This window comes from Mesorhizobium sp. ZC-5, from assembly GCF_025753855.1.
Lineage (GTDB): Bacteria > Pseudomonadota > Alphaproteobacteria > Rhizobiales > Rhizobiaceae > Neomesorhizobium.
The window spans coordinates 818,465-837,792 of record NZ_JAOWPT010000002.1; the positions used below are offsets into that span (position 1 = coordinate 818,465).

Annotated in this window: 20 protein-coding genes; 13 read left to right on the plus strand and 7 right to left on the minus strand. The window is 63.3% G+C overall.

Translation table 11 applies throughout. The annotated features are described in order from the left end of the window. Nucleotides 1-65 precede the first annotated feature (65 nt). The 7 genes from ubiE to OHD58_RS07345 all read left to right on the plus strand — a co-directional run bounded on the left by ubiE (nt 66) and on the right by OHD58_RS07345 (nt 5,794). Nucleotides 66-842, plus strand: coding sequence for a bifunctional demethylmenaquinone methyltransferase/2-methoxy-6-polyprenyl-1,4-benzoquinol methylase UbiE (gene ubiE, locus OHD58_RS07315; RefSeq protein WP_263802423.1), 777 nt, complete (start codon nt 66-68; stop codon nt 840-842). Between the two features lie 13 nt (nt 843-855). After that, entirely contained in the window at nt 856-2,430 is a 1,575-nt protein-coding gene (gene ubiB / locus OHD58_RS07320; RefSeq protein ID WP_263802424.1) for a 2-polyprenylphenol 6-hydroxylase, read from the plus strand. 62 nt (nt 2,431-2,492) lie between these two features. Then, nucleotides 2,493-2,783 carry a FitA-like ribbon-helix-helix domain-containing protein gene (locus tag OHD58_RS07325; protein ID WP_263802426.1) on the plus strand — a complete coding sequence of 97 codons (291 nt, stop codon included), beginning with the start codon at nt 2,493-2,495 and terminating at the stop codon, nt 2,781-2,783. Between the two features lie 3 nt (nt 2,784-2,786). Next, a complete protein-coding gene (locus tag OHD58_RS07330) occupies nt 2,787-3,212 on the plus strand; it encodes a type II toxin-antitoxin system VapC family toxin (protein WP_263802427.1) in 426 nt (141 codons plus the stop codon). Then, a complete protein-coding gene (coaBC, locus tag OHD58_RS07335; RefSeq protein WP_263802428.1) occupies nt 3,209-4,426 on the plus strand; it encodes a bifunctional phosphopantothenoylcysteine decarboxylase/phosphopantothenate--cysteine ligase CoaBC in 1,218 nt (405 codons plus the stop codon). The genes OHD58_RS07330 and coaBC overlap by 4 nt, the downstream gene beginning before the upstream one ends. A 189-nt stretch (nt 4,427-4,615) precedes the next feature. Continuing rightward, a complete protein-coding gene (locus OHD58_RS07340; RefSeq protein WP_263802429.1) occupies nt 4,616-5,170 on the plus strand; it encodes a GNAT family N-acetyltransferase in 555 nt (184 codons plus the stop codon). Nucleotides 5,171-5,254: 84 nt separating this feature from the next. Continuing rightward, nucleotides 5,255-5,794 (plus strand): GNAT family N-acetyltransferase, encoded by a 540-nt coding sequence (locus OHD58_RS07345; RefSeq protein ID WP_263802430.1) that lies wholly within the window; start codon nt 5,255-5,257, stop codon nt 5,792-5,794. Between the two features lie 42 nt (nt 5,795-5,836). Here OHD58_RS07345 and OHD58_RS07350 read toward each other — a convergent pair whose 3' ends face one another. Beyond that, complete coding sequence (locus OHD58_RS07350; protein WP_263802432.1) at nt 5,837-6,496, minus strand: peroxiredoxin; 660 nt, start codon at nt 6,494-6,496, stop codon at nt 5,837-5,839. 414 nt (nt 6,497-6,910) lie between these two features. Between OHD58_RS07350 and OHD58_RS07355 the strand changes: the two genes are divergently transcribed. Together OHD58_RS07355 and OHD58_RS07360 are read left to right on the plus strand one after the other, a co-directional pair. Next, a complete protein-coding gene (locus OHD58_RS07355) occupies nt 6,911-8,053 on the plus strand; it encodes an efflux RND transporter periplasmic adaptor subunit (protein WP_412177181.1) in 1,143 nt (380 codons plus the stop codon). A gap of 4 nt (nt 8,054-8,057) precedes the next feature. Next, entirely contained in the window at nt 8,058-11,234 is a 3,177-nt protein-coding gene (locus tag OHD58_RS07360) for an efflux RND transporter permease subunit (RefSeq protein ID WP_263802435.1), read from the plus strand. Nucleotides 11,235-11,349: 115 nt separating this feature from the next. On the opposite strand, the gene OHD58_RS07365 is transcribed toward OHD58_RS07360, so the two are convergent. Next, complete coding sequence (locus OHD58_RS07365) at nt 11,350-12,498, minus strand: adenylate/guanylate cyclase domain-containing protein (RefSeq protein ID WP_263802437.1); 1,149 nt, start codon at nt 12,496-12,498, stop codon at nt 11,350-11,352. 39 nt (nt 12,499-12,537) lie between these two features. Beyond that, the gene (locus OHD58_RS07370; RefSeq protein WP_263802438.1) at nt 12,538-14,127 is read right to left on the minus strand and encodes a peptide chain release factor 3; all 1,590 of its coding nucleotides are present in this window, start codon (nt 14,125-14,127) and stop codon (nt 12,538-12,540) included. A 119-nt stretch (nt 14,128-14,246) separates the two neighbouring features. On the opposite strand from OHD58_RS07370, the gene OHD58_RS07375 reads away from it, so the two are divergent. From OHD58_RS07375 to OHD58_RS07385, 3 genes are all read left to right on the plus strand, one after another. Continuing rightward, nucleotides 14,247-14,564 (plus strand): ArsR/SmtB family transcription factor, encoded by a 318-nt coding sequence (locus tag OHD58_RS07375; RefSeq protein WP_263802440.1) that lies wholly within the window; start codon nt 14,247-14,249, stop codon nt 14,562-14,564. After that, complete coding sequence (locus OHD58_RS07380) at nt 14,561-15,046, plus strand: SRPBCC family protein (RefSeq protein ID WP_263802441.1); 486 nt, start codon at nt 14,561-14,563, stop codon at nt 15,044-15,046. Before OHD58_RS07375 ends, OHD58_RS07380 begins: the two co-directional genes overlap by 4 nt. 92 nt (nt 15,047-15,138) lie before the next feature. Beyond that, entirely contained in the window at nt 15,139-15,552 is a 414-nt protein-coding gene (locus OHD58_RS07385) for an MAPEG family protein (protein ID WP_263802442.1), read from the plus strand. A 59-nt stretch (nt 15,553-15,611) separates the two neighbouring features. Here OHD58_RS07385 and OHD58_RS07390 read toward each other — a convergent pair whose 3' ends face one another. The 4 genes from OHD58_RS07390 to OHD58_RS07405 form a co-directional block, all read right to left on the minus strand. Then, a complete protein-coding gene (locus OHD58_RS07390; RefSeq protein WP_263802443.1) occupies nt 15,612-16,718 on the minus strand; it encodes a DNA alkylation repair protein in 1,107 nt (368 codons plus the stop codon). 100 nt (nt 16,719-16,818) lie between these two features. After that, nucleotides 16,819-17,544: a pentapeptide repeat-containing protein gene (locus OHD58_RS07395; protein WP_412177182.1), complete on the minus strand. Its 726-nt coding sequence runs from the start codon at nt 17,542-17,544 to the stop codon at nt 16,819-16,821. A 125-nt stretch (nt 17,545-17,669) separates the two neighbouring features. Next, the gene (locus OHD58_RS07400) at nt 17,670-18,470 is read right to left on the minus strand and encodes a class II glutamine amidotransferase (RefSeq protein WP_263802446.1); all 801 of its coding nucleotides are present in this window, start codon (nt 18,468-18,470) and stop codon (nt 17,670-17,672) included. A gap of 6 nt (nt 18,471-18,476) precedes the next feature. Continuing rightward, entirely contained in the window at nt 18,477-18,695 is a 219-nt protein-coding gene (locus OHD58_RS07405; protein WP_263802447.1) for a DUF6356 family protein, read from the minus strand. 125 nt (nt 18,696-18,820) lie between these two features. Between OHD58_RS07405 and OHD58_RS07410 the strand changes: the two genes are divergently transcribed. Then, entirely contained in the window at nt 18,821-19,291 is a 471-nt protein-coding gene (locus OHD58_RS07410) for an Lrp/AsnC family transcriptional regulator (protein ID WP_263802448.1), read from the plus strand. The last annotated feature ends 37 nt before the right edge of the window (nt 19,292-19,328 follow it).

Genomic DNA, 19,328 nt, shown 5'->3' on the forward strand with positions numbered 1-19,328 from the left:
CTTAAACAATAGCGCCGGCTATGCCGATCGGCTATGGTCCCGCCGAAATTAGGCAGGTCACAAGAATGTCAGAACAGCGCACGACGGCCGCGGGCGGCATGGAAACGTCCTACGGCTACAGGCGGGTCGGCGCCGGCGACAAGCAGTCGCTGGTCAATGATGTCTTTCATCGCGTCGCCAATCGCTACGACCTGATGAATGACCTGATGTCGGGTGGCCTCCACCGCCTGTGGAAGGACGCGCTGGTCGCCTGGCTCAACCCGCCGAAGCGGGCGGGCTGGAAGGTGCTCGACGTTGCCGGCGGCACCGGCGACATCGCCTTCCGCATCATCGAGGCATCCGGCGGCCAGGCGCATGCCACGGTGCTCGACATCAACGGCTCCATGCTTGCCGTCGGCCGTGAGCGCGCCGAAAAGCAGGGGCTGGCGGCCGGCACCGATTTCGTCGAGGCCAATGCGGAGGAACTGCCCTTCGCCGACGAGACATTCGACGCCTATACGATCGCCTTCGGCATCCGCAACGTGCCGCGCATCGAGGCAGCGCTTGCCGAGGCTTGTCGCGTGCTCAAGCCGGGTGGCCGTTTCCTCTGCCTCGAGTTTTCCGAGGTCGACATGCCGCTGCTCGACAAGGCCTATGAGGCCTGGTCGTTCAATGCCATCCCACGCATCGGCCAGGCGGTGACCGGCGACGGCGAGCCCTACGCCTATCTGGTGGAATCGATCCGCAAATTCCCCAACCAGGAGAATTTCGCCGCGATGATCCGCGGTGCCGGGTTCGAGCGCGTCGCCTACAGAAACTATTCCGGCGGCATCGCCGCATTGCATTCGGGCTGGAAGCTTTGAGGGTCCTGACCGGATGACCACCATAGGCGCCGGTTTCCGGCTGGTTCGCGCGGGCTGGGTGCTGGTTCGCGAAGGCGTGATCGCAGCGCTGCCCGGCGACCAGTTGCCGGGCGTGCCGCGGTTCGCCTGGCGCGTCGCCAGGCTTTTGGCGCGGCCGCGTTCGCGCCGCAGCGGCCGCTCCGAGCGGCTGGCCAATGCCGTCGCCCGCCTCGGGCCGTCTTATGTGAAGCTCGGCCAGTTCCTGGCGACCAGGCCCGATGTCGTCGGCAACGACATCGCCGTCGACCTCGCCATGCTCCAGGACAAGATGGAGACCTTTCCGAAGGAGGAAGCGGCAAAGCTGATCGAGGGCTCGCTCGGCCGCCCTGTAGGCGATCTCTACACCGAATTCGGCGACCCGGTCGCCGCCGCGTCGATCGCCCAGGTGCATCCGGCCGAAGTTTTGCGCGACGGCGTGCCCGCGAAGGTGGCGGTCAAGGTGATCCGGCCGGGTGTCCGCCGCCGCTTCCACCAGGATCTGCAGAGCTATTTTCTCGCCGCGCGGCTGCAGGAAAAGTATTTCCCGTCGACACGGCGGCTGCGTCCCGTCGAAGTGACCGAGACGCTGGCGCAGACCACCCGCATCGAGATGGACCTGCGGCTCGAGGCGGCGGCGCTTTCGATCCTCGCCGAAAATACTGCCGACGATCCGGGCTTTCGCGTCCCGCTGGTCGACTGGGAACGCACCGGCGGCGACGTGCTGACCATGGAGTGGATCGACGGCATCAAGATGTCGGATGTCGAGGCGCTGCGCGCTGCCGGCCACGATCTCAAGGCGATTGCCGCAAACCTCGTGCAGTCGTTCCTGCGCCATACGCTACGCGACGGCTTCTTCCATGCCGACATGCATCCCGGCAATCTGTTCGTCGATGCCGACGGCACCATCGTCGCGGTCGATCTCGGCATTTCCGGTAGGCTTGGCAAGAAGGAGCGGCGTTTTCTGGCCGAAATCCTCTACGGTTTCATAACCCGCGACTATACCCGCGTGGCCGAGGTGCATTTCGAGGCGGGTTATGTCCCCTCCAGGCACGATGTCTCGGCTTTCGCCCAGGCCATCCGCGCCATTGGCGAGCCGATCCATGGCCAGCCGGCCGAGACCATCTCGATGGCGCGGCTTCTGACGCTGCTGTTCGAAGTGACCGAGCTTTTCGACATGGAAACACGTACCGAACTGGTGCTGCTGCAGAAAACCATGGTTGTCGTCGAAGGCGTCGCCCGCACCCTGGATCCCGCCTTCAATATGTGGAAGACGGCCGAGCCGGTCGTCGGTGGCTGGATCGCCGGCAATCTCGGCCCGCGCGGCATGATGGCCGACGCCCGCGACGGCGTGCATGCGCTGATGGCGCTCGCCCGCCAGGCGCCCGATCTCGCCGCCCGTACCGAACGCCTGTCGCGCGAAATCGACGCGATGGCCGAACACGGCCTTCGTTTCGATCCCGAGACGGCGAAGGCGATAGGCAAGGCCGAAGCACGACACACGCGCTCGGGCCGCATCGCGTTGTGGGTGATCGCACTGACGCTGATATGGATTGCGTGGCAGATTGGATGATCTGCTAGCGTTGACTGCAATGCTAGCAATGCTTACATTTATCCCAGATGGTGGAGACTGTCATGGGCACTTTGACGATCAGGAACGTGGAAGACGATCTCAAACGCGACCTTCGCATACGGGCGGCTGAACTCGGCAAATCCATGGAGGAGGAGGCAAGGTCGATTATTCGTGTCGTCGTTCGCGAAGGGTTGAGCCTGAACGACCTGGAAGGCCGAAAGATTCGACAGGGCGGAAGTGCCTGGGACATCGTCGCACGTCTTCGGGAAGAGTACGGGACTTTCGAACTGGAGGTACCCGAACGCCGCGACGTCGCGTCTACTATTTCCATATTTGACGATCTCCAAGACTGACCAATGTATCTGGTCGATACGAACCTTGTCTCCGAAATCACGCGACCGGTTCCAGACGCCGGCGTTGTCGACTGGTTGAAAGCCACCGATCCAACGAAGATATTCCTGTCCGCGATCGTGATAGCCGAATTGCAACTTGGCCTGGAATTGCTGCCGGAAGGCCAGCGGCGGGATCAACTCACGGCAACCATCGACGGATTTGTCACGCAGGTGGCGGCAGCCAGAATCGTTGCATTCGGCGAAGTGGACGCGCGGCAGTTTGCCCGCATCGTGGCGCGACGACAGCACGCCGGCAGACCGATCAAGGAGTTGGACGCCCAGATTGCCGCGTCCGCCGCAACTCGTGGTTTTGCGGTCGTCACCAGAAACGTCGCGGATTTCGAGCATTGCGGGATCGACATCATAAATCCATGGAAAGTCCAGGCATGACCCTTTCCGGCAAGCGCATCCTGCTCATCATCGGCGGCGGCATCGCGGCCTATAAATGCCTCGACCTCATCCGCCGGCTACGCGAGCGGGGAGCGTTGGTGCGGTGCGTGATGACGGAGGCGGCGCAGCAATTTGTTACGCCGCTGTCGGTCGGTGCGCTGTCGGCCGATCACGTGTTTACCGCGCTTTTCGACCGGCACGCCGAACATGACGTCGGCCATATCCGCCTGTCGCGGGAAGCCGACCTGCTGGTCGTCGCGCCGTCGACCGCCGATCTGATGGCAAAACTCGCCGGCGGCCTCGCCAACGATCTCGCCTCGACCGTGCTGCTGGCCACCGACAAGCAGGTGTTGATGGCGCCGGCGATGAACCCGAGGATGTGGGCGCATCCCGCCACCCGCCGCAACCGCGCAACGCTGGAAAAGGACGGGATCCGTTTCATCGGCCCGGCGAAGGGCGAGATGGCGGAAAGCAACGAGGCCGGCGAAGGCCGCATGGCTGAACCGCTCGACATCGTGGCGGCCGTCGAAGGATTTTTCGACGCGGCGCCGAAACCCCTTTCGGGCCGCCGTATCATTGTCACCTCAGGCCCCACCCACGAGCCGATCGATCCGGTGCGTTACATCGCCAACCGCTCTTCGGGCAAGCAGGGACACGCGATCGCGGCCGCCCTAGCGAGGCTCGGTGCCGATGTGCGGCTGGTGTCCGGACCGGTCGCCATTGCGGATCCGGGCGGGGTCTCCACCGTCCATGTCGAGAGCGCACGCCAGATGCAGGATGCGGTTACCCGACTGCTTCCCGCCGATGCCGCCGTCTTCGTTGCCGCTGTCGCCGACTGGCGCACCGAAAGTTCGGTGGGCGAAAAGATCAAGAAGGTGGCTGGCGAAGGCCCCCCGGCGCTGCAGATGGTCGAAAACCCGGATATCCTCGCCGGCATCGGGCACCACCGGCAACGTCCATATCTGGTGGTCGGTTTTGCCGCCGAAACCCAGGACGTGCTGAAAAACGCCGAGGCGAAATTGAAGAAGAAGGGCGCGGATTTCATCGTCGCCAACGATGTCAGTCACGCCGGCGGGGTTATGGGGGGCGACCGCAATCGGGTCAAAATCGTCTCGAAATCAGGCGTCGACGAGTGGCCCGAAATGTCCAAGGACGCAGTTGCAGAACGGCTCGCGTTGCTGATCACCGAAAATTTGAAGACAGTGGAAGTCTAGTTTTCTACCTGGAGATGATGAAATTTATCTCATTTTTATTTTTGCTTACTCTACGGAAAGCGTTGGGCGTGGTATAGAGTTCGCAACAGGCGAGTCATTCTGTTTTTCGCTGCATGCCTTATTTTGGCCGACTGTTTGAGATCAGCCGGAAGCGAAAAATTGTTGCTTGAGTATTGAGGACGCTTTCTGATGAACATCGCCCATTCGGCCGCGATCCCCGTTGTCGAGACGGAACGGGTCATTCTTCGCGGCCACAGGCTGGATGATTTCGATGCACACGCGGCCATGTGGGCAGACCCGGTGGTAACGCGCTTCCTCGGCGGCAAGCCCTTCACCCGCGAAGAGTCCTGGGCCCGCTATCTGCGCTATGCCGGGCTTTGGAGTGTACTCGGCTTCGGTTTCTGGGCGGTCGAGGACAGGACCACGCGCAGACTGATCGGCAGCGCCGGCTTCCATGAACTGCGGCGCGACATCGAGCCTTCACTCGAAGGCATCCCGGAAGCCGGCTGGGGGCTTGTATCGACGTCGCACGGCAAGGGCCTCGCCACGGAGGTGGTCGTCGCCATGCACCAATGGGGCGACGCGTTTTTCGACGGCGGCAAGACGGTTTGCATCATCGATCCAAAGAATATCGCCTCACGTCGCGTCGCCGAGAAATGCGGTTATCGCGAGGTCTTGAAGACGACCTACCGCGGCGAGCCGACCATCCTCTTCGAAAGGTTGGCCGGAGCCGCCACCGGCTGAGCCTACGTTCTTCTCACCTGTGGACTTTTCGCAATGCTGCCGGCCCGTGATAGGGCGGCGGCTGGTGTGACGAGGAGGATTGCATTGGATACGTTTGGCCAATCGCCGCAGCCGGTCATCGAGACGCAGAGGCTCCGTCTCCGCCGCCACCGTATCGATGATTTCGAAGCGTTTGTGGCGCTATGGGCGACCCCCAAGGTCGTGCGCTTCATCACCGGCAAGCCCTCCACGCGCGAGGAAAGCTGGGGGCGATACCTGCGCACCGCCGGCTCGTGGAGTGTGCTTGGCTTCGGTTTCTTCGCCGTGGAGGAGAAGTCGACGGGCGCCTATCTCGGCGACGCCGGCTTTCACGATGCTAGGCGCGACATGCTTCCTTCCATCGAAGGGATACCGGAGGCGGGCTGGGTACTGAGCCCCTCCGTGCATGGAAAAGGGTTTGCCACCGAAATAGTCAAGGCATTGCACGCCTGGGGTGACAGTTACCTCCAGGCGGAAAAATCAGTGTGCATCATAAGCCCCGAAAACCTGGCCTCGATCCGAGTCGCCGAGAAATGCGGCTATGCCGAAGTGACCCGGACCACCTATCACGACGACACCGTGATCCTGTTCGAGCGGCACAGGTAGATATCGGCCGCGTGGCCGGGCCTACGGGTGCGCCCGCGCGGATCAATCCTTTGGTTGCTTGGCCTTACGGAGATAAGGCAGCACGCGCTCGAACTCGCCGAATTTCTCCTTGGCCTCGTCGTCCGGCACCGCGGCTGTGATGATCACGTCCTCGCCCTGCTTCCAGTTGGCGGGCGTCGCCACCTTGTGTTTGGCGGTCAGCTGGATGGAATCGATGGCGCGCAGGATCTCGTCGAAGTTGCGGCCGGTCGTCATCGGATAGGTGAGGGTCAATTTCACCTTCTTGTCCGGCCCGACGACAAACACCGAGCGGACGGTCGCGTTGTCGGCGGGCGTGCGGCCTTCCGAACTGTCGCCGGCGCCGGCCGGCAGCATGTCGTAGAGCTTGGCGACCTTCAGGTCTTTGTCGCCGATCAGCGGGTATTCCACCGATTGGCCGGTCGCTGTCTTGATGTCGGCCTTCCATTTGTCATGGCTCTCGACCGGATCGACCGAAATGCCGATGATCTTGGCGTTGCGCTTCTTGAACTCTCCCGCAAGCCCTGCCATCGCGCCGAGTTCCGTCGTGCAGACCGGCGTGAAATTCTTCGGATGCGAAAACAGCACGGCATAGCTGTCGCCGATCCAGTCGTGAAAATTGATGGTGCCTTGCGTCGTGTCGGCGGTGAAATCCGGCGCGGTGTCGTTGATGCGGATGCTCATTGGGGTCTCCCGGCTTTCCTGGTTTGGGAGCCATCATAGCGCAAAGACCGGCGGCTTCGGGAAGTCCAGTGACGATTTTTGGCAATAAAAAATGCAATTTGGCGAAACTGGCCTGCTTCGGGTCGTTTCTTGCGGCGTTTGCCGTCGGCGCAACATGCACGTTGCGGAAGATATTCAAAACGCGCCAAGGCCTACTCCTGAAAGTTGCCGGTCCGGGGTACCATTTTTGTCAGCATCGGCTAGATTTTGGCGAATTTCGAATGTGACCATATTGCGGCGCAGCACACCGAACCTACATGTGCGTCTCGCAAATTGCCTGTCGATCACTGCGATACGGACATTCATCCCACGAGGGGAACCAACATGAACGAGACGGTCAGCCGACTTGCGGTCACCCGCGGCAGCAGCCGGGGCATGAGCCTTCGAACCGGCCTGCTGGTGCTTTTCTGGGCTCTTGCCGCCACCTCTTCACACCATGCCTGGGCCCAGCAGCCGGAGCTGCCGGTCGTCTCCGCCGCCAAGCCGGTGGTGCGCGACATCGTCGAGGACGACGAATTCGTCGGCCGGTTCGAGGCTGTCGACGAAGTGGCGATCCGCTCGCGTGTCAGCGGTTACCTCGCCGAGGTCCATTTTCGCGACGGTGCCGTCGTCAACAAGGGCGACCTCTTGTTCACCATCGACCAGCGTCCCTACCAGGCGGCATATGACGCTGCCAAGTCGCAGGTCGACGTTGCCAGTAGCCTGACCCAGTTTGCTACGTCCCAGCTCGAACGTGCGGAATCCCTTGCCAGCTCCGGCAATCTCGCCGCCTCGGTGCTTGATGACCGCAGGCGTGAAAGCCTTTCGGCGCAGGCGCAACTGCAAGGCGCCAATGCCGCCCTTCGCAACGCCAGCCTCGACCTCGAGTTCACCGAGATACGGGCGCCGATTTCGGGCCGCATCGGCCGCCGGCTAGTTTCGGCGGGCAATCTGGTGCAGCCGGATTCCACCTTGCTGACCACGGTCGTCGCCTGGGACCCGATCGATTTCTATTTCGACATCGATGAGCGCACCTATTTCAGCTATGCGCGTGATGCCCGCGAGCGTGGCGGCACCATGCAGGAAGGCTCCAACAATCTCGACGTCGTCGTCCGCGTCGCCGACCGCAACGAGGCGGTGTTCAAAGGCAAGCTCGATTTCGCCGAGAACCGTCTCGACAACGCCAGCGGCACGATGCGCGTGCGGGCGAGGTTCGACAACAAGGACGGCGTCCTGCAGCCGGGCATGTTCGGCCGTATCAACGTCCCCGGATCGCTGCCGCATCGCGGCATCCTGGTTCCCGACGCCGCGATTGGCGCCGACCAGGACCGTCGCATCGTCTTCGTGCTCGATGACACCGGTACGGTCTCGACCAAGCCCGTGCGCACCGGCCCCAATCTCGACGGCTACCGCGTCATCCGCGAAGGCCTGACCGGCGACGAAACCATCGTCGTCAACGGGCTGATGCGGGTGCGGCCCGGCGTCAAGGTGAAGGCTGAAATGGTGACCTTGCCTCCCAAGGCCGAAACGGCGGAATAATCCGATGCGCTTCGCTCATTTCTTCGTCGACCGGCCGATCTTCGCCTCGGTCGTGTCCATCGTCGTGCTGATTGTCGGCGCCATCGCCTACACCCAGCTTCCCGTCTCCCAGTATCCGGAGATCGCCCCGCCGACCATCGTCGTGCGCGCCGCCTATCCCGGCGCCGACGCCGAGACGGTCGCCGCCACCGTGGCGACGCCGATCGAGCAAGAGATCAACGGCGTCGAGAACATGCTCTATATGTCGTCCTATTCGTCGAACGACGGGGCGATGGCGCTGACGGTCACCTTCAGGCCGGGCACCGATCTCAACCAGGCGCAGGTGCTGGTGCAGAACAGGGTCGCGGTCGCCGAGCCGCGCTTGCCGGAGGATGTCCGCCGTCTCGGCGTCACTACGGCCAAGAGTTCGCCCGACCTGATGATGGTCATCCACATGCTGTCGCCGGACGACACCTACGACCAGCTCTATGTGTCCAACTACGCCCGTTCGCGGGTGCGCGACGTGCTCCTGCGCCTCGACGGCGTCGGCGACCTGATCATCTTCGGCGAGCGCGAATTCTCGCTGCGCATCTGGCTCGACCCGGAAAAGCTGTCGGCCTACGGCATGACCGCCGCCGACATCGTGCAGGCGCTGCGCGACCAGAACGTGCAGGTTTCCGGCGGTTCCGTCGGCGCGCCGCCGATGAACAACGGTACCGCTTTCGAATATACGGTGACCACGCAAGGGCGCTTCGACGACGCGCGCGACTTCCGTTATGTCATCGTCAAATCGACCGAGGACGGCCGGCTGATCTCGCTGCAGGACGTCGCCCGCATCGAACTCGGCGCCAAGGACTACGTCACCAACTCCTATCTGGACGGCAAGCCGGCGGTGGCGCTTGGCATCTTCCAGCGGCCGGGTTCCAACGCCCTTGCCTCGGCCGAGGAAATCCAGGCGACGATCGCCGAACTGTCGAAGGACTTCCCCAAAGGGCTGAGCTACGACATCGTCTACAATCCGACTGAATTCATTCAGCAATCGATCAACGAGGTGTACAAGACGATCCTCGAAGCGATGGCGCTGGTCGTCATCGTCATCCTGATCTTCCTGCAATCGTGGCGCACAGCGATCATCCCGATCGTCGCCATACCGGTCTCGCTGATCGGCACGCTCGCGGTCCTTTATGCATTCGGCTTCTCGCTGAACATGCTGACGCTGTTCGGCCTGGTGCTGGCGATCGGCATCGTCGTCGACGATGCCATCGTCGTGGTCGAGAACGTCGAACGCAACATCGCCGAGGGGCTCGATCCCAATCCGGCGGCGCACCGGACCATGGACGAGGTCGGCACCGCTGTCATGGCGATCTCGCTGGTGCTGATTTCCGTCTTCGTGCCGGCGGCGTTCATCCCCGGCATTACCGGGCAGTTCTACCTGCAGTTCGCCATCACCATCGCGGTGTCGACGGCGATCTCGGCGTTCATCTCCCTGACGCTGTCGCCGGCACTTGCCGCGCTGCTGCTCAAGCCGCACCACGAGTCCCAGAAGGAGCCACGCACGGCCATAGGGCGGTTCGGGCGACGCATGGCCAATGGTTTCAACCGGGGCTTCGATCGCGTTTCGGAAGGTTATGGCCGGCTGGTCAAGGCGCTCGTCGGCTCGACGGCGGCGCTGCTGGCCATGCTCGCCGTCTTCGCCCTGCTGATCTATGCGACAATCTTCATGGTGCAGACGGTACCGCGCGGCTTCATCCCGAGCATGGACCAGGGATATGCGATCGTCGTCGTGCAACTGCCCGACGGGTCGTCGCTCGAACGCACCGATGCCGTCATCCAGCGGGCGACGGAGATTGTCCGCGCGACGCCGGGCGTGCGCAATGCCGTGGCGTTCTCCGGCTTCTCCGGCGCCACCTTCACCAACGCCAGCAATGCCGGCGTGATCTTCGCCCCGTTCCAGCCGTTCGAGGAACGGCTCAAGAATGGCGAAACGGCCGACAAGATCATCGGCACGCTGTTCGGCAGCCTGCAAGGCATCCAGGAGGCCTTCATCATCGCGCTGCCGCCGCCGCCGGTGCCCGGCATCGGCAATTCCGGCGGCTTCAAGATGCAACTGCAAGAACGTAATAGCGCCGATATGCGGCAGATACTGGCGCTTGCCCAGCAACTGGCCGGGCAGGCGAACCAGACGCCTGGCCTGACCGGCGTGTTCACCACCTTCTCGGCGTCGAGCCCGCAATACTACCTTGCCATCGACCGCGACAAGGCACGCATCCTGAACGTCGCCATACCGGCGATCTTCGAAACGCTGTCGATGAATCTCGGCACCGCCTACGTCAACGACTTCAATGCGTTCGGCCGGGTCTACCAGGTGCGCGCGCAGGCCGATCAGGCCTTCCGCATCGACCGCGACGACATATTGAAGCTCAAGGTCAGGTCGCAGTCGGGCGAACTGGTGCCGCTGGGCACGCTGGTCGAAATCCAGGATTCGACTGGTCCGTCGCTGGTGCAACGCTACAACATGTACGTGTCGGTGCCGCTGCAGGGCAATGCAGCGCCCGGCGTCTCGACCGGCGACGCGTTGAAGAAGATGGAGGAACTCGCCAACACGACGCTGCCCGACGGAACCTCCTTCGAATGGACGGAGCTTGCGTTGCAGGAGAGCCAGACCGGCAACCAGGCGGTCTTCATCTTCGGCCTGTCGGTGCTGTTCGTCTTCCTGGCGCTGGCGGCACAGTATGAAAGCTGGATCATGCCGTTCGCCATCGTGCTGATCGTGCCGCTCGGCGTGCTGGCGGCGATGATCGGCGTGTTCATGCGCGGGCTCGACAACAACATCCTGGTGCAGGTCGGCCTCATCGTGCTGATCGGCCTGGCGGCGAAGAACGCCATCCTGATCGTCGAGTTCGCCAGGCAAGCACAGGACCGGGGCCTGTCGCCGGTCGACGCCGCGGTGGAGGCTTGCCGCTTGCGCCTGCGGCCGATCCTGATGACGGCCTTCGCCTTCATCCTCGGCGTCGTGCCGCTGATGCTGGCTGAAGGTCCCGGCGCGGAAATGCGCCAGTCGCTCGGCACCACGGTGTTCTCCGGCATGCTCGGCGTCACCCTCGTCGGACTGGTGCTGACGCCGGTGTTCTATGTCGCGCTGCGGCGGCTGTTCCCGCTGCGGGTCAAGCAGCTTCCCGCCGAGGAAGTGCCGGCCGAATAATCGGCGCGATCATTCACGAAAAAGAGCCGGGGCAAATCCTGCCCCGGCTCTTTCTTTGAATGACTGAATCCCTGACATTCGGGGTTCGGATCGGGGTCGCCCGGCGTGAACGCGGTCAGTAGGCGAACACCTGCTGCACGCCTTCGAAGCCCTTGAATTCGACTTCAGCGGTCAGCCTGGTCCCGCTGCCGAGATGTCCGGCGGCGAGGCCCGAGGCTACCCGCGAGCAGCCGAGCGTCGACGCTGCCTGCAGCAGCCGCGCGGCAAAGTTGACGGGCTGGCCGATCGCGGTGAAATCGAGCCGCCCGGAACCACCGACGTTGCCGAAATGGAAGCGTCCGGCATGCAGGGCGGAGCGGATTTTTGCATCGGCCGCCACAGTTGAAGCGGCAAGCATCGCCTCCCCGCTTCTGACGGCTTCCACAGCCCCGAGGACAGCCTTGGCGAGCCCGTCCTCGTCGGCATAGGGAAAGATCGCCAGGAAACCGTCGCCCAGGAATTTCAGGATCTCCCCGCCATTGGCCTCGACCGGCGGCACGACCAGGTCGAACACGGCATTCAGCATGGCAACGGCCTCAGGCCCGCTCATTGCGCCGGACACTCGCGTGAAGTCGACGACGTCGACGAACAATATCGCAGCCTCGATCTCTTCGCCGTCGCCGCGATGGATCTTGCCCTTGAGGATCTGGTCGCCGCTGTCGCGGCCGACATAGGCCGAGAGCAGATTCGCCGCGTTAAGGCGCAGGACATGGATTTCAGCGAGCCGCGCCAGCGGCGCGTTGATGCGCTGGAGTGCGGCGACCGCCCGGTCGGAGAAGCCGTCCGGCGCCTTCGTCGCCCAGCTGACCGCGTCCGCTTCGCCCGTGGTGTAGATCACCGGCTGCATCAGATAGTCGGTAAATCCTTCAGCCACGAGATCGCCGAACAGCTTGTATTCGTCCACCGTGTCAGGACCGAGCCTGCGGCGCAAAGGCTTCTGGCTCTCGCTGACGACCGGCACCGGATTGGCGGTGTATTCATCGGTCGCAAACAGCCCCAATTCGCCGAGCCGGGCAATGGCGCCCTCTTCGGGAGTCCAGCCGAAGCGCCAGCCCACCAGGTTCGGATCGAGGACGGTTGTGAACAAGGCGAAGCGGTCGACCGGCACACCGGCCGCGACCAGTTGGCGGCAGACGCCATCCGCCAGATCGTTGGCGCTGGCACACGGCCGCGCGCCTTCGAGCATCCAGGCAAATAGCGCGTCGATTGCCGCTTCGTCGATCATGGCGTGAAGCCTGCGCGATCAGCGTGCGGCAGGCAAGCCTCAGGCGGCTTCCCGCACTTGGTAATCCTTCACTGCGGTGAAGCGGATTGCCTTCCAGCGCTCGGCCTCGTAATTCAGCGAGAACTCATGCTGGGCGAGGAACACCGGATCGTTGTCGAGGTCGCGGGCGATGTCCCCGCGATGCGCCTCGATGAAGCGGTGGACTTCGGCGGGGCTGTCGGCGTCGATCCAGCGGCAGACCGAAAAGCGCGCCATTTCGAAATCGACCGGCAGCGTGTATTCGACTGACAGCCGCTCCTTCAGCACGTCGAGCTGCAGCGCGCCGACCACGCCGACGATCGCCGGAGAGCCGTCTTCGGGCGAGAACAGCTGCACGACGCCCTCCTCGGCCATCTGGTGCAGCGCTTCCTTCAGCTTTTTCGCCTTCATGGCGTCGCCGAGACGGACGCGGCGCAGGATTTCCGGCGCGAAGTTGGGGACGCCGCGAAACAGCAGCTCCTCGCCTTCGGTCAGCGTGTCGCCGATGCGCAATGTGCCGTGGTTGGGAATGCCGACGACATCGCCGGCATAGGCTTCGTCGGCGGTGATGCGCGAACGGGCGAAGAAGAACTGCGGCGCCGACAGGCTCATCGGCTTGCCGGTTCGCACCAGCTTGGCCTTCATGCCGCGCTTGAGCTCACCCGAGCAGACCCGCACGAAGGCGATGCGGTCGCGGTGGTTGGGGTCCATGTTGGCCTGGATCTTGAAGACGAAGGAGGTCATCTTCTCCTCCGTCGCCTCGACCTTGCGGGTGTCGGCTTCCTGCGCGCGCGGCGGCGGCCCGAAGGCGCCGAGCGCCTCGATCAGATCGCGCACGCCGTAATTGCGCAGCGCCGAACCGAAATAGACCGGCGTCATGTGGCCTTCGAGGAACGCTTCGCGGTCGAACGGGCGGCAGGCTTCGCGCGCCAGCTCCAGTTCCTCGATGAAGGCCTCGCGCTCGTTCTCGGGTAACAGCCCGGCAACGCGGTTGGAATCAGGCCCGTTGACGGGCGTCCGCTCCTTTTCCGCGTCGCCATGGCGGATGGCGTTCTGGGCCAGGTGATAGGTACCGGAGAATGTCTTGCCGCGGCCGATTGGCCAGGTGATCGGTGCGGTGTCGAGCGCCAGCTTCTGCTCGATCTCGTCCAGGATCTCGAATGTGTCGCGCGCCTCGCGGTCCATCTTGTTGACGAAGGTGATGATCGGGATATCGCGCAGCCGGCAGACCTCGAACAGCTTCAGCGTGCGCGGCTCGATGCCCTTCGCCCCGTCGATGACCATCACGGCCGAGTCCACCGCGGACAGCGTGCGGTAGGTGTCGTCGGCGAAGTCCTCGTGGCCGGGCGTGTCGAGCAGGTTGAAGACGTTGTCGCCATATTCGAAGGTCATCACCGAGGTGACCACCGAGATGCCGCGCTCGCGCTCGATCTTCATCCAGTCGGAACGTGTCTGGATGCGGTCCTTCTTGGCCTTTACCTCGCCGGCGAGCTGGATGGCGCCGCCGAACAAAAGCAGCTTTTCGGTCAGCGTCGTCTTGCCGGCGTCGGGGTGGGCGATGATCGCGAAGGTGCGGCGGCGCGCCACCGCCTGTTTTATCGTTTCAGCCATGTCAGGGGTATCTCTCGAATGCGCCGGCTTATAGCGGCGGCAACCTCGTCTGTCGAATGGAAATGCTGGAGGTGTTTCGCACGCTTGACTCTATCATCAGTCCACACTAATCATTAGTCATGACTGCTGATAGCCCTCAACTCGCCGCCCTTGGCGATCCAACCCGCCGCACGATCTTCGGGCTGATAGCCGACCGTCCGCGCTCGGTCGTCGAGATTACGGGGCAGGTGTCCGTATCTCAGTCCGCCGTCTCCCAGCATCTGAAAATATTGCGCGAGTCCCGTCTCGTTCGCGCCGAGCCGAAGGGCGCCAGCAATGTCTACCACATCGATCCCGATGGGCTTGGCCAGATGCGCGCCTGGCTCGACCGATTCTGGGGCAAGACGCTAGCGGCCTACAAGGTGGCCGTCGAGCAGGCGCCGGAGGAACCAAGATGACCACCCATATGCCGGTTGCGTCCGTGAAGCAGTCCATCGTGGTCGAGGCCCCGATCGAGCGCGCATTCAAGGTCTTCACCGAGGATTTCGGCAGTTTCAAGCCACGCGAGCACAACCTGCTCCCCGTCGAGATCGCCGAGACCGTGTTCGAGCCGCGGGTCGGCGGTTCCATCTATGATCGCGGCGTTGACGGGAGCGAGTGCCGCTGGGCGCGCGTGCTGGCCTACGAGCCGCCCAATCGGGTGCTGCTCAGTTGGGACATCTCGCCACGATGGCAGATCGAAACCGACCCCGACAAGACCAGCGAGTGGGAGGTCCGGTTCACCGCCGAAACGGCGAACCGGACTCGCGTCGAGCTCGAGCATCGGAAGCTGGAACGCCACGGCGATGGCTGGGAAAGCGAGCGCGACGGTGTTGCCGGCGATCAGGGCTGGCCGCTTTATCTCAAACGCTTCGCCGACCTGTTGACCCGCCAGGGCTGACGGTTGCAAGGTTGGCACGCTTGAGACGGAAACAGATCACCCGCTGAGATTGCCCCGTCCGTTGTCGTCGCGACCCATGAGCGGAGATCAGTATGGAAGCCTATACCCTCAGCATCATCGGCGTGCTCGTGCTCTGTCTCTTGTCCATCGTTTTGGCGATCCATTCGGGATCGTCCAAAGGCCGTGCCGGAAAGCTCTCCGGCCCGGTAGTGCCCGCCGATGACGAGAACCTGCTCTACCGCATCGACCGCGTGCACATGAACTCCGTGGAGGCACTGGCGCCCTTCGTCGTACCGGCGGTGCTGGCAATGATGGTGGGCGTCGGGCCGACCACGCTGGCAGTGCTGGTATGGGCCTACACAGCGATCCGGCTGATGCACATGGTGATCTATCTGCGCGGTGGCAACGCGGCCAAGGGCGGTAGTATCAGAACCATTCTCTACGTCTCAGGGGCGCTGGTTACTGTAATTCTTATCTTCGTGACTGGCTGGGCAGCCATCTACTGAGCACCGACACGCCGGGGCTCGCTGGCTGGCGACACCGAGGTGAAGGCAATTCTTTGACGCTATGATTTCAACTCAAACCCGCCGTCCACCAGAACCTCGCCATTGACGATCAGCTCGACGCGGTGAAACCCGGCATTGTGCTTGCGCGTGGTGAAGTCGCGGATGGTCTGGCTGATCGACAGATCGGTGCGGCCTCGCGGTTCAAGCGCGATCTCCTTCAGCTTGAACACCTTGCGCGATGCCGCGCCGCTTTTCTTGACGTAGTGGATGGCGTAGTCGACGACCAGTTTTTGCGACGTCTCGCCGGTGGACACGATGCCCGCCTTGAGGGTGAGCCTATCGCCCAGATCGAGCGCCGCCGGCGTCACCGAAAATGCTTCGACGGTCACCTGGGCCTTGCCGGTGGTGCCGATCAGCGCCAGCGCCCGCGGTTCGCCTTTCTTGATGAGGGTCCTAAGCGCATGGCGCACGATCCAGGCGGTGTGCTTGTCGTCCATGTCCCATGCAGATACCCGCTCGATCGCCCGGTCGGGATGGTCCTTGGTGATGTCGTTGAGGTGGTTGGCGACCGATTTGCGCACGTAAAGGCTCGGGTCGCCCTTCAGCGCTTCGAGGATAGGTGCGGTGGGCGAGGGATCGGCAATCAGGTTCTTGAGGTTGAACGACCACGGCAGCCGCGGCCGCGAACCTTCGCTGGCCAGCCGGCGCACGTGCTCGTTTTCGTCCTCGGCCCAGCCGCGCATCACACCGAGCGTGCGGTCGAAATCGCGCGCCAGGAAAGGCCGGATGGCGAATTCCGCCGAACCGAAACGCGTGAAGAACGCCAGCGCCTGCATCGAGCGGTCGAAATGGTCCTGCCCGTAGAGCGCCACATATTCCGGCAGCGTGATCGACGCGAAGCCGTGGTTGATGCGCGGCGCCAGCGCCGAAAGGATGTCGACTGCCTTGCCGAAGTCCGCCGGCAATGTCGCGTGCAGGCTGGTCGCCGTCTGCCGCATGCGCTGCATGATGCCGAGCGCATCGAGATTGTCGGTGGCGAGCGCCATGAAGCGCCCGGCATCGAAGGCCGGCGCGAGGGCGGCCGTTTCGGCCGCGATGTGGGCGAGCCGCGTCCGGTCGAAGATTTCCTTCAGTGCCGGTGCGGCTTGCGCCGAACTGTCCGCCATCGGGGTTCCTGGGTTAGAATCACATGGTCGGATTTATACAGGATGCCCGCAGCCAAAACTGTCAGGAACCGCTTACGGCGACGTCGCGAAGTTCAAAAAATCAGTCGAACTTGCAAGGCCATGTTGCCGGGACAGCCAATCCGGCCGGCAGCTTCGTCTGGTCGTTGCCGCAGGCCAGTTCGATCTGCCATTGCTCGAGCCCGGTCGCCGCGCTGAGGTCAAGCCCCTCGATCCTGGTCAGGAAAAGGAAGGCGCCGGCAAAGTCGAGAGGACCTTCGAAACTGGCGCCGCTGAAATCGGCGCGCGAGAGATTGGCCAGCGGGAACCTACTGCCGGTTATCACCGCCTTGCCGAAATTGGCCCGGGCGAGTTCGGCCTTTTCGAAATCGGCGCCGGTCAGTTGCGCGGCGCTGAAATCGGCGCGCTGCAGTTCGGCGCTGGCGAACGAGGCGCCTTCGGCCGCAATGCCGGCAAAGCTTGTACGGTAGGCCTCGATCCTGGCGAAATTGGCCTTGCCCGCCTTGGCGCCGGCAAGCGAGGAACGCACCAGGACTGCCTTTTCAAGGTTTGCGCCTTCGAGATTGGTGTTCCGCAGATCCGTCCCGCTGAAATTGGTGCCGGAAAGGTTGGCCCCGCTGAAATCGCTGCCGCCCAGCATCAGGTTGTTCTTGCTGCATTCCTGCCAGTCGACGCCGGCAGCGGCATAGGCGTCGCAATCGGACGCGAGGGCCGGCCCGGCCGTGAGTGCCAGCAGCGCCGCGATGGCGATCGAAGCGCCGGCGGCGCGGGTTCTTCCCCGGAAAGACCGGAATACGGAATTGTCCATGGTCATGCATCCTCGTTGCCGCAACAGGCATCGCTTGCTGCGGGGATATGTAGAGCCACACGCGCCTTCGGTATAGACTTTTTACCATCACGCTTTTGTAGGAGGCGTCCGAAAGCGGCCCGATGTCAGCCTGCCAGGGCAAGCTTTGCAGCTTCCGGCGCAAACAGCCGGATCGTGACGGCGTCGCGTGTCATCGCGACGAAGCTGCCGGGCGGCACCGCTTGCCATGCCGCGCCCTCCCGGTCGAGCGGTTCGGAAACCAGGCAGCGGCCCGCCGAGCCACAGAACTCCGCCGTATAGAGCGTCGGCGCGAAGGCGTCGGTGGCATAACGGATGCCGTACAGCGTTTCGCCGTCGGTGAGGGCGGCGGTCAGGCGCAACGATGGTTCGATGCCGGCACGCTCCGATGCGGCGATCACCCGGGCTGTGGCGCGGGAAGCCGCCCCGTATGGATCGGCGGCAAGGCCCTCTTCCAGCATGAGCAGGAAGAAAAGCTCGGAATCGGTGGTGCCTTGGCGTTCGTCATACAACGTGTCGCCGATCGAGTTTTCCAGCGTGCGGCGGATCTTTTCGAAACCGCCGATCTGGCCGTTGTGCATGAACGCCCAGCGGCCGGATACGAAGGGATGGCAGTTGGCGCGGCTGGTGGCGCCGCCGGTCGATGCGCGCACATGCGCGAGGAACAGGCTGGACCTGATCTGCCGGCACAGGCTCTTCAAATTGGGATCCGACCATGCCGGCAGGATGTCGCGGTAGAGGCCGGGCTCGGGCCGGTCGCCGTACCAGGCGATGCCGAAACCGTCGCCATTGGTCGGCGACTTCGCTTCAAGCGCGTGGTGGCTCTGGGCGATCAGCGAATGGCATGGCGCGGTGACGACGTCTTCGAGGAATACGTCCTGCCCCAGATAAGCCGCCCACCGGCACATTGGCTTCTATCTACCTCTGTTATGCGTCCGTTCGTAGAGTTCGCGGACGATCCTGCTGGCGGTAGTTTCGAACAGAAACGGCAATAAAGCGTGAATGAGGGCGGCACCCGCCGCCATGAACAGGCGCGAGGAGAACCAGGCGGCAAAAGCCATGTGGCCGAAATAGGTCTCGTCGACCGAGGCCGGATGCTCGGTGAACAGTTTCGCGATGCGGGTGGTGGCCATGGGTGTCCCTCCTCGGATGATTCGCCCGGACCTGCCGTCCAGTATGGGTATGATGCACCGAAAGACCGGTTCATTGGTCCCAATCTGTCCTTGCCAATGGCAACAAATTGGGACATTTATCCCAAATGAGTGGCGAAATCGATACGATTGACCGAAGAATCCTCGCGGAGCTGCAGCGCGACGGCACGCTCTCGGTCGATCACCTGTCCGAACGGGTCGGCCTGTCGCGCAATGCCTGCTGGCGGCGGGTGAAGATCCTGGAGGAAAACGGCGTCATCACCGGCCGCGTGGCGCTGGTCGATGCGGAAAAGCTCGGCCTTGGCCTGTCGGTGTTCATCATCGTGCGCACCTCCAGCCACGATCCCGAATGGCTGGCGAAGTTCCGCGGCGCCGTCATCGCCTTTCCGGAGATCACTGGCGTCTACCGCATGTCCGGCGACCTCGACTACGTGCTGCGGGCCCGTGTTGCCGACGTGAAGGCCTATGACAGGCTCTACCAGCGCCTGATCGCCAAGGTGCCGCTGTCGGACGTTTCCGCCTCGTTCGTCATGGAGGAGATCAAGGAAACGACGGTGGTGCCGGTGGAACTGCGCTGAGCCTGCCACCGCCGGTTGCTCTTTAGCCGCCCGGTGC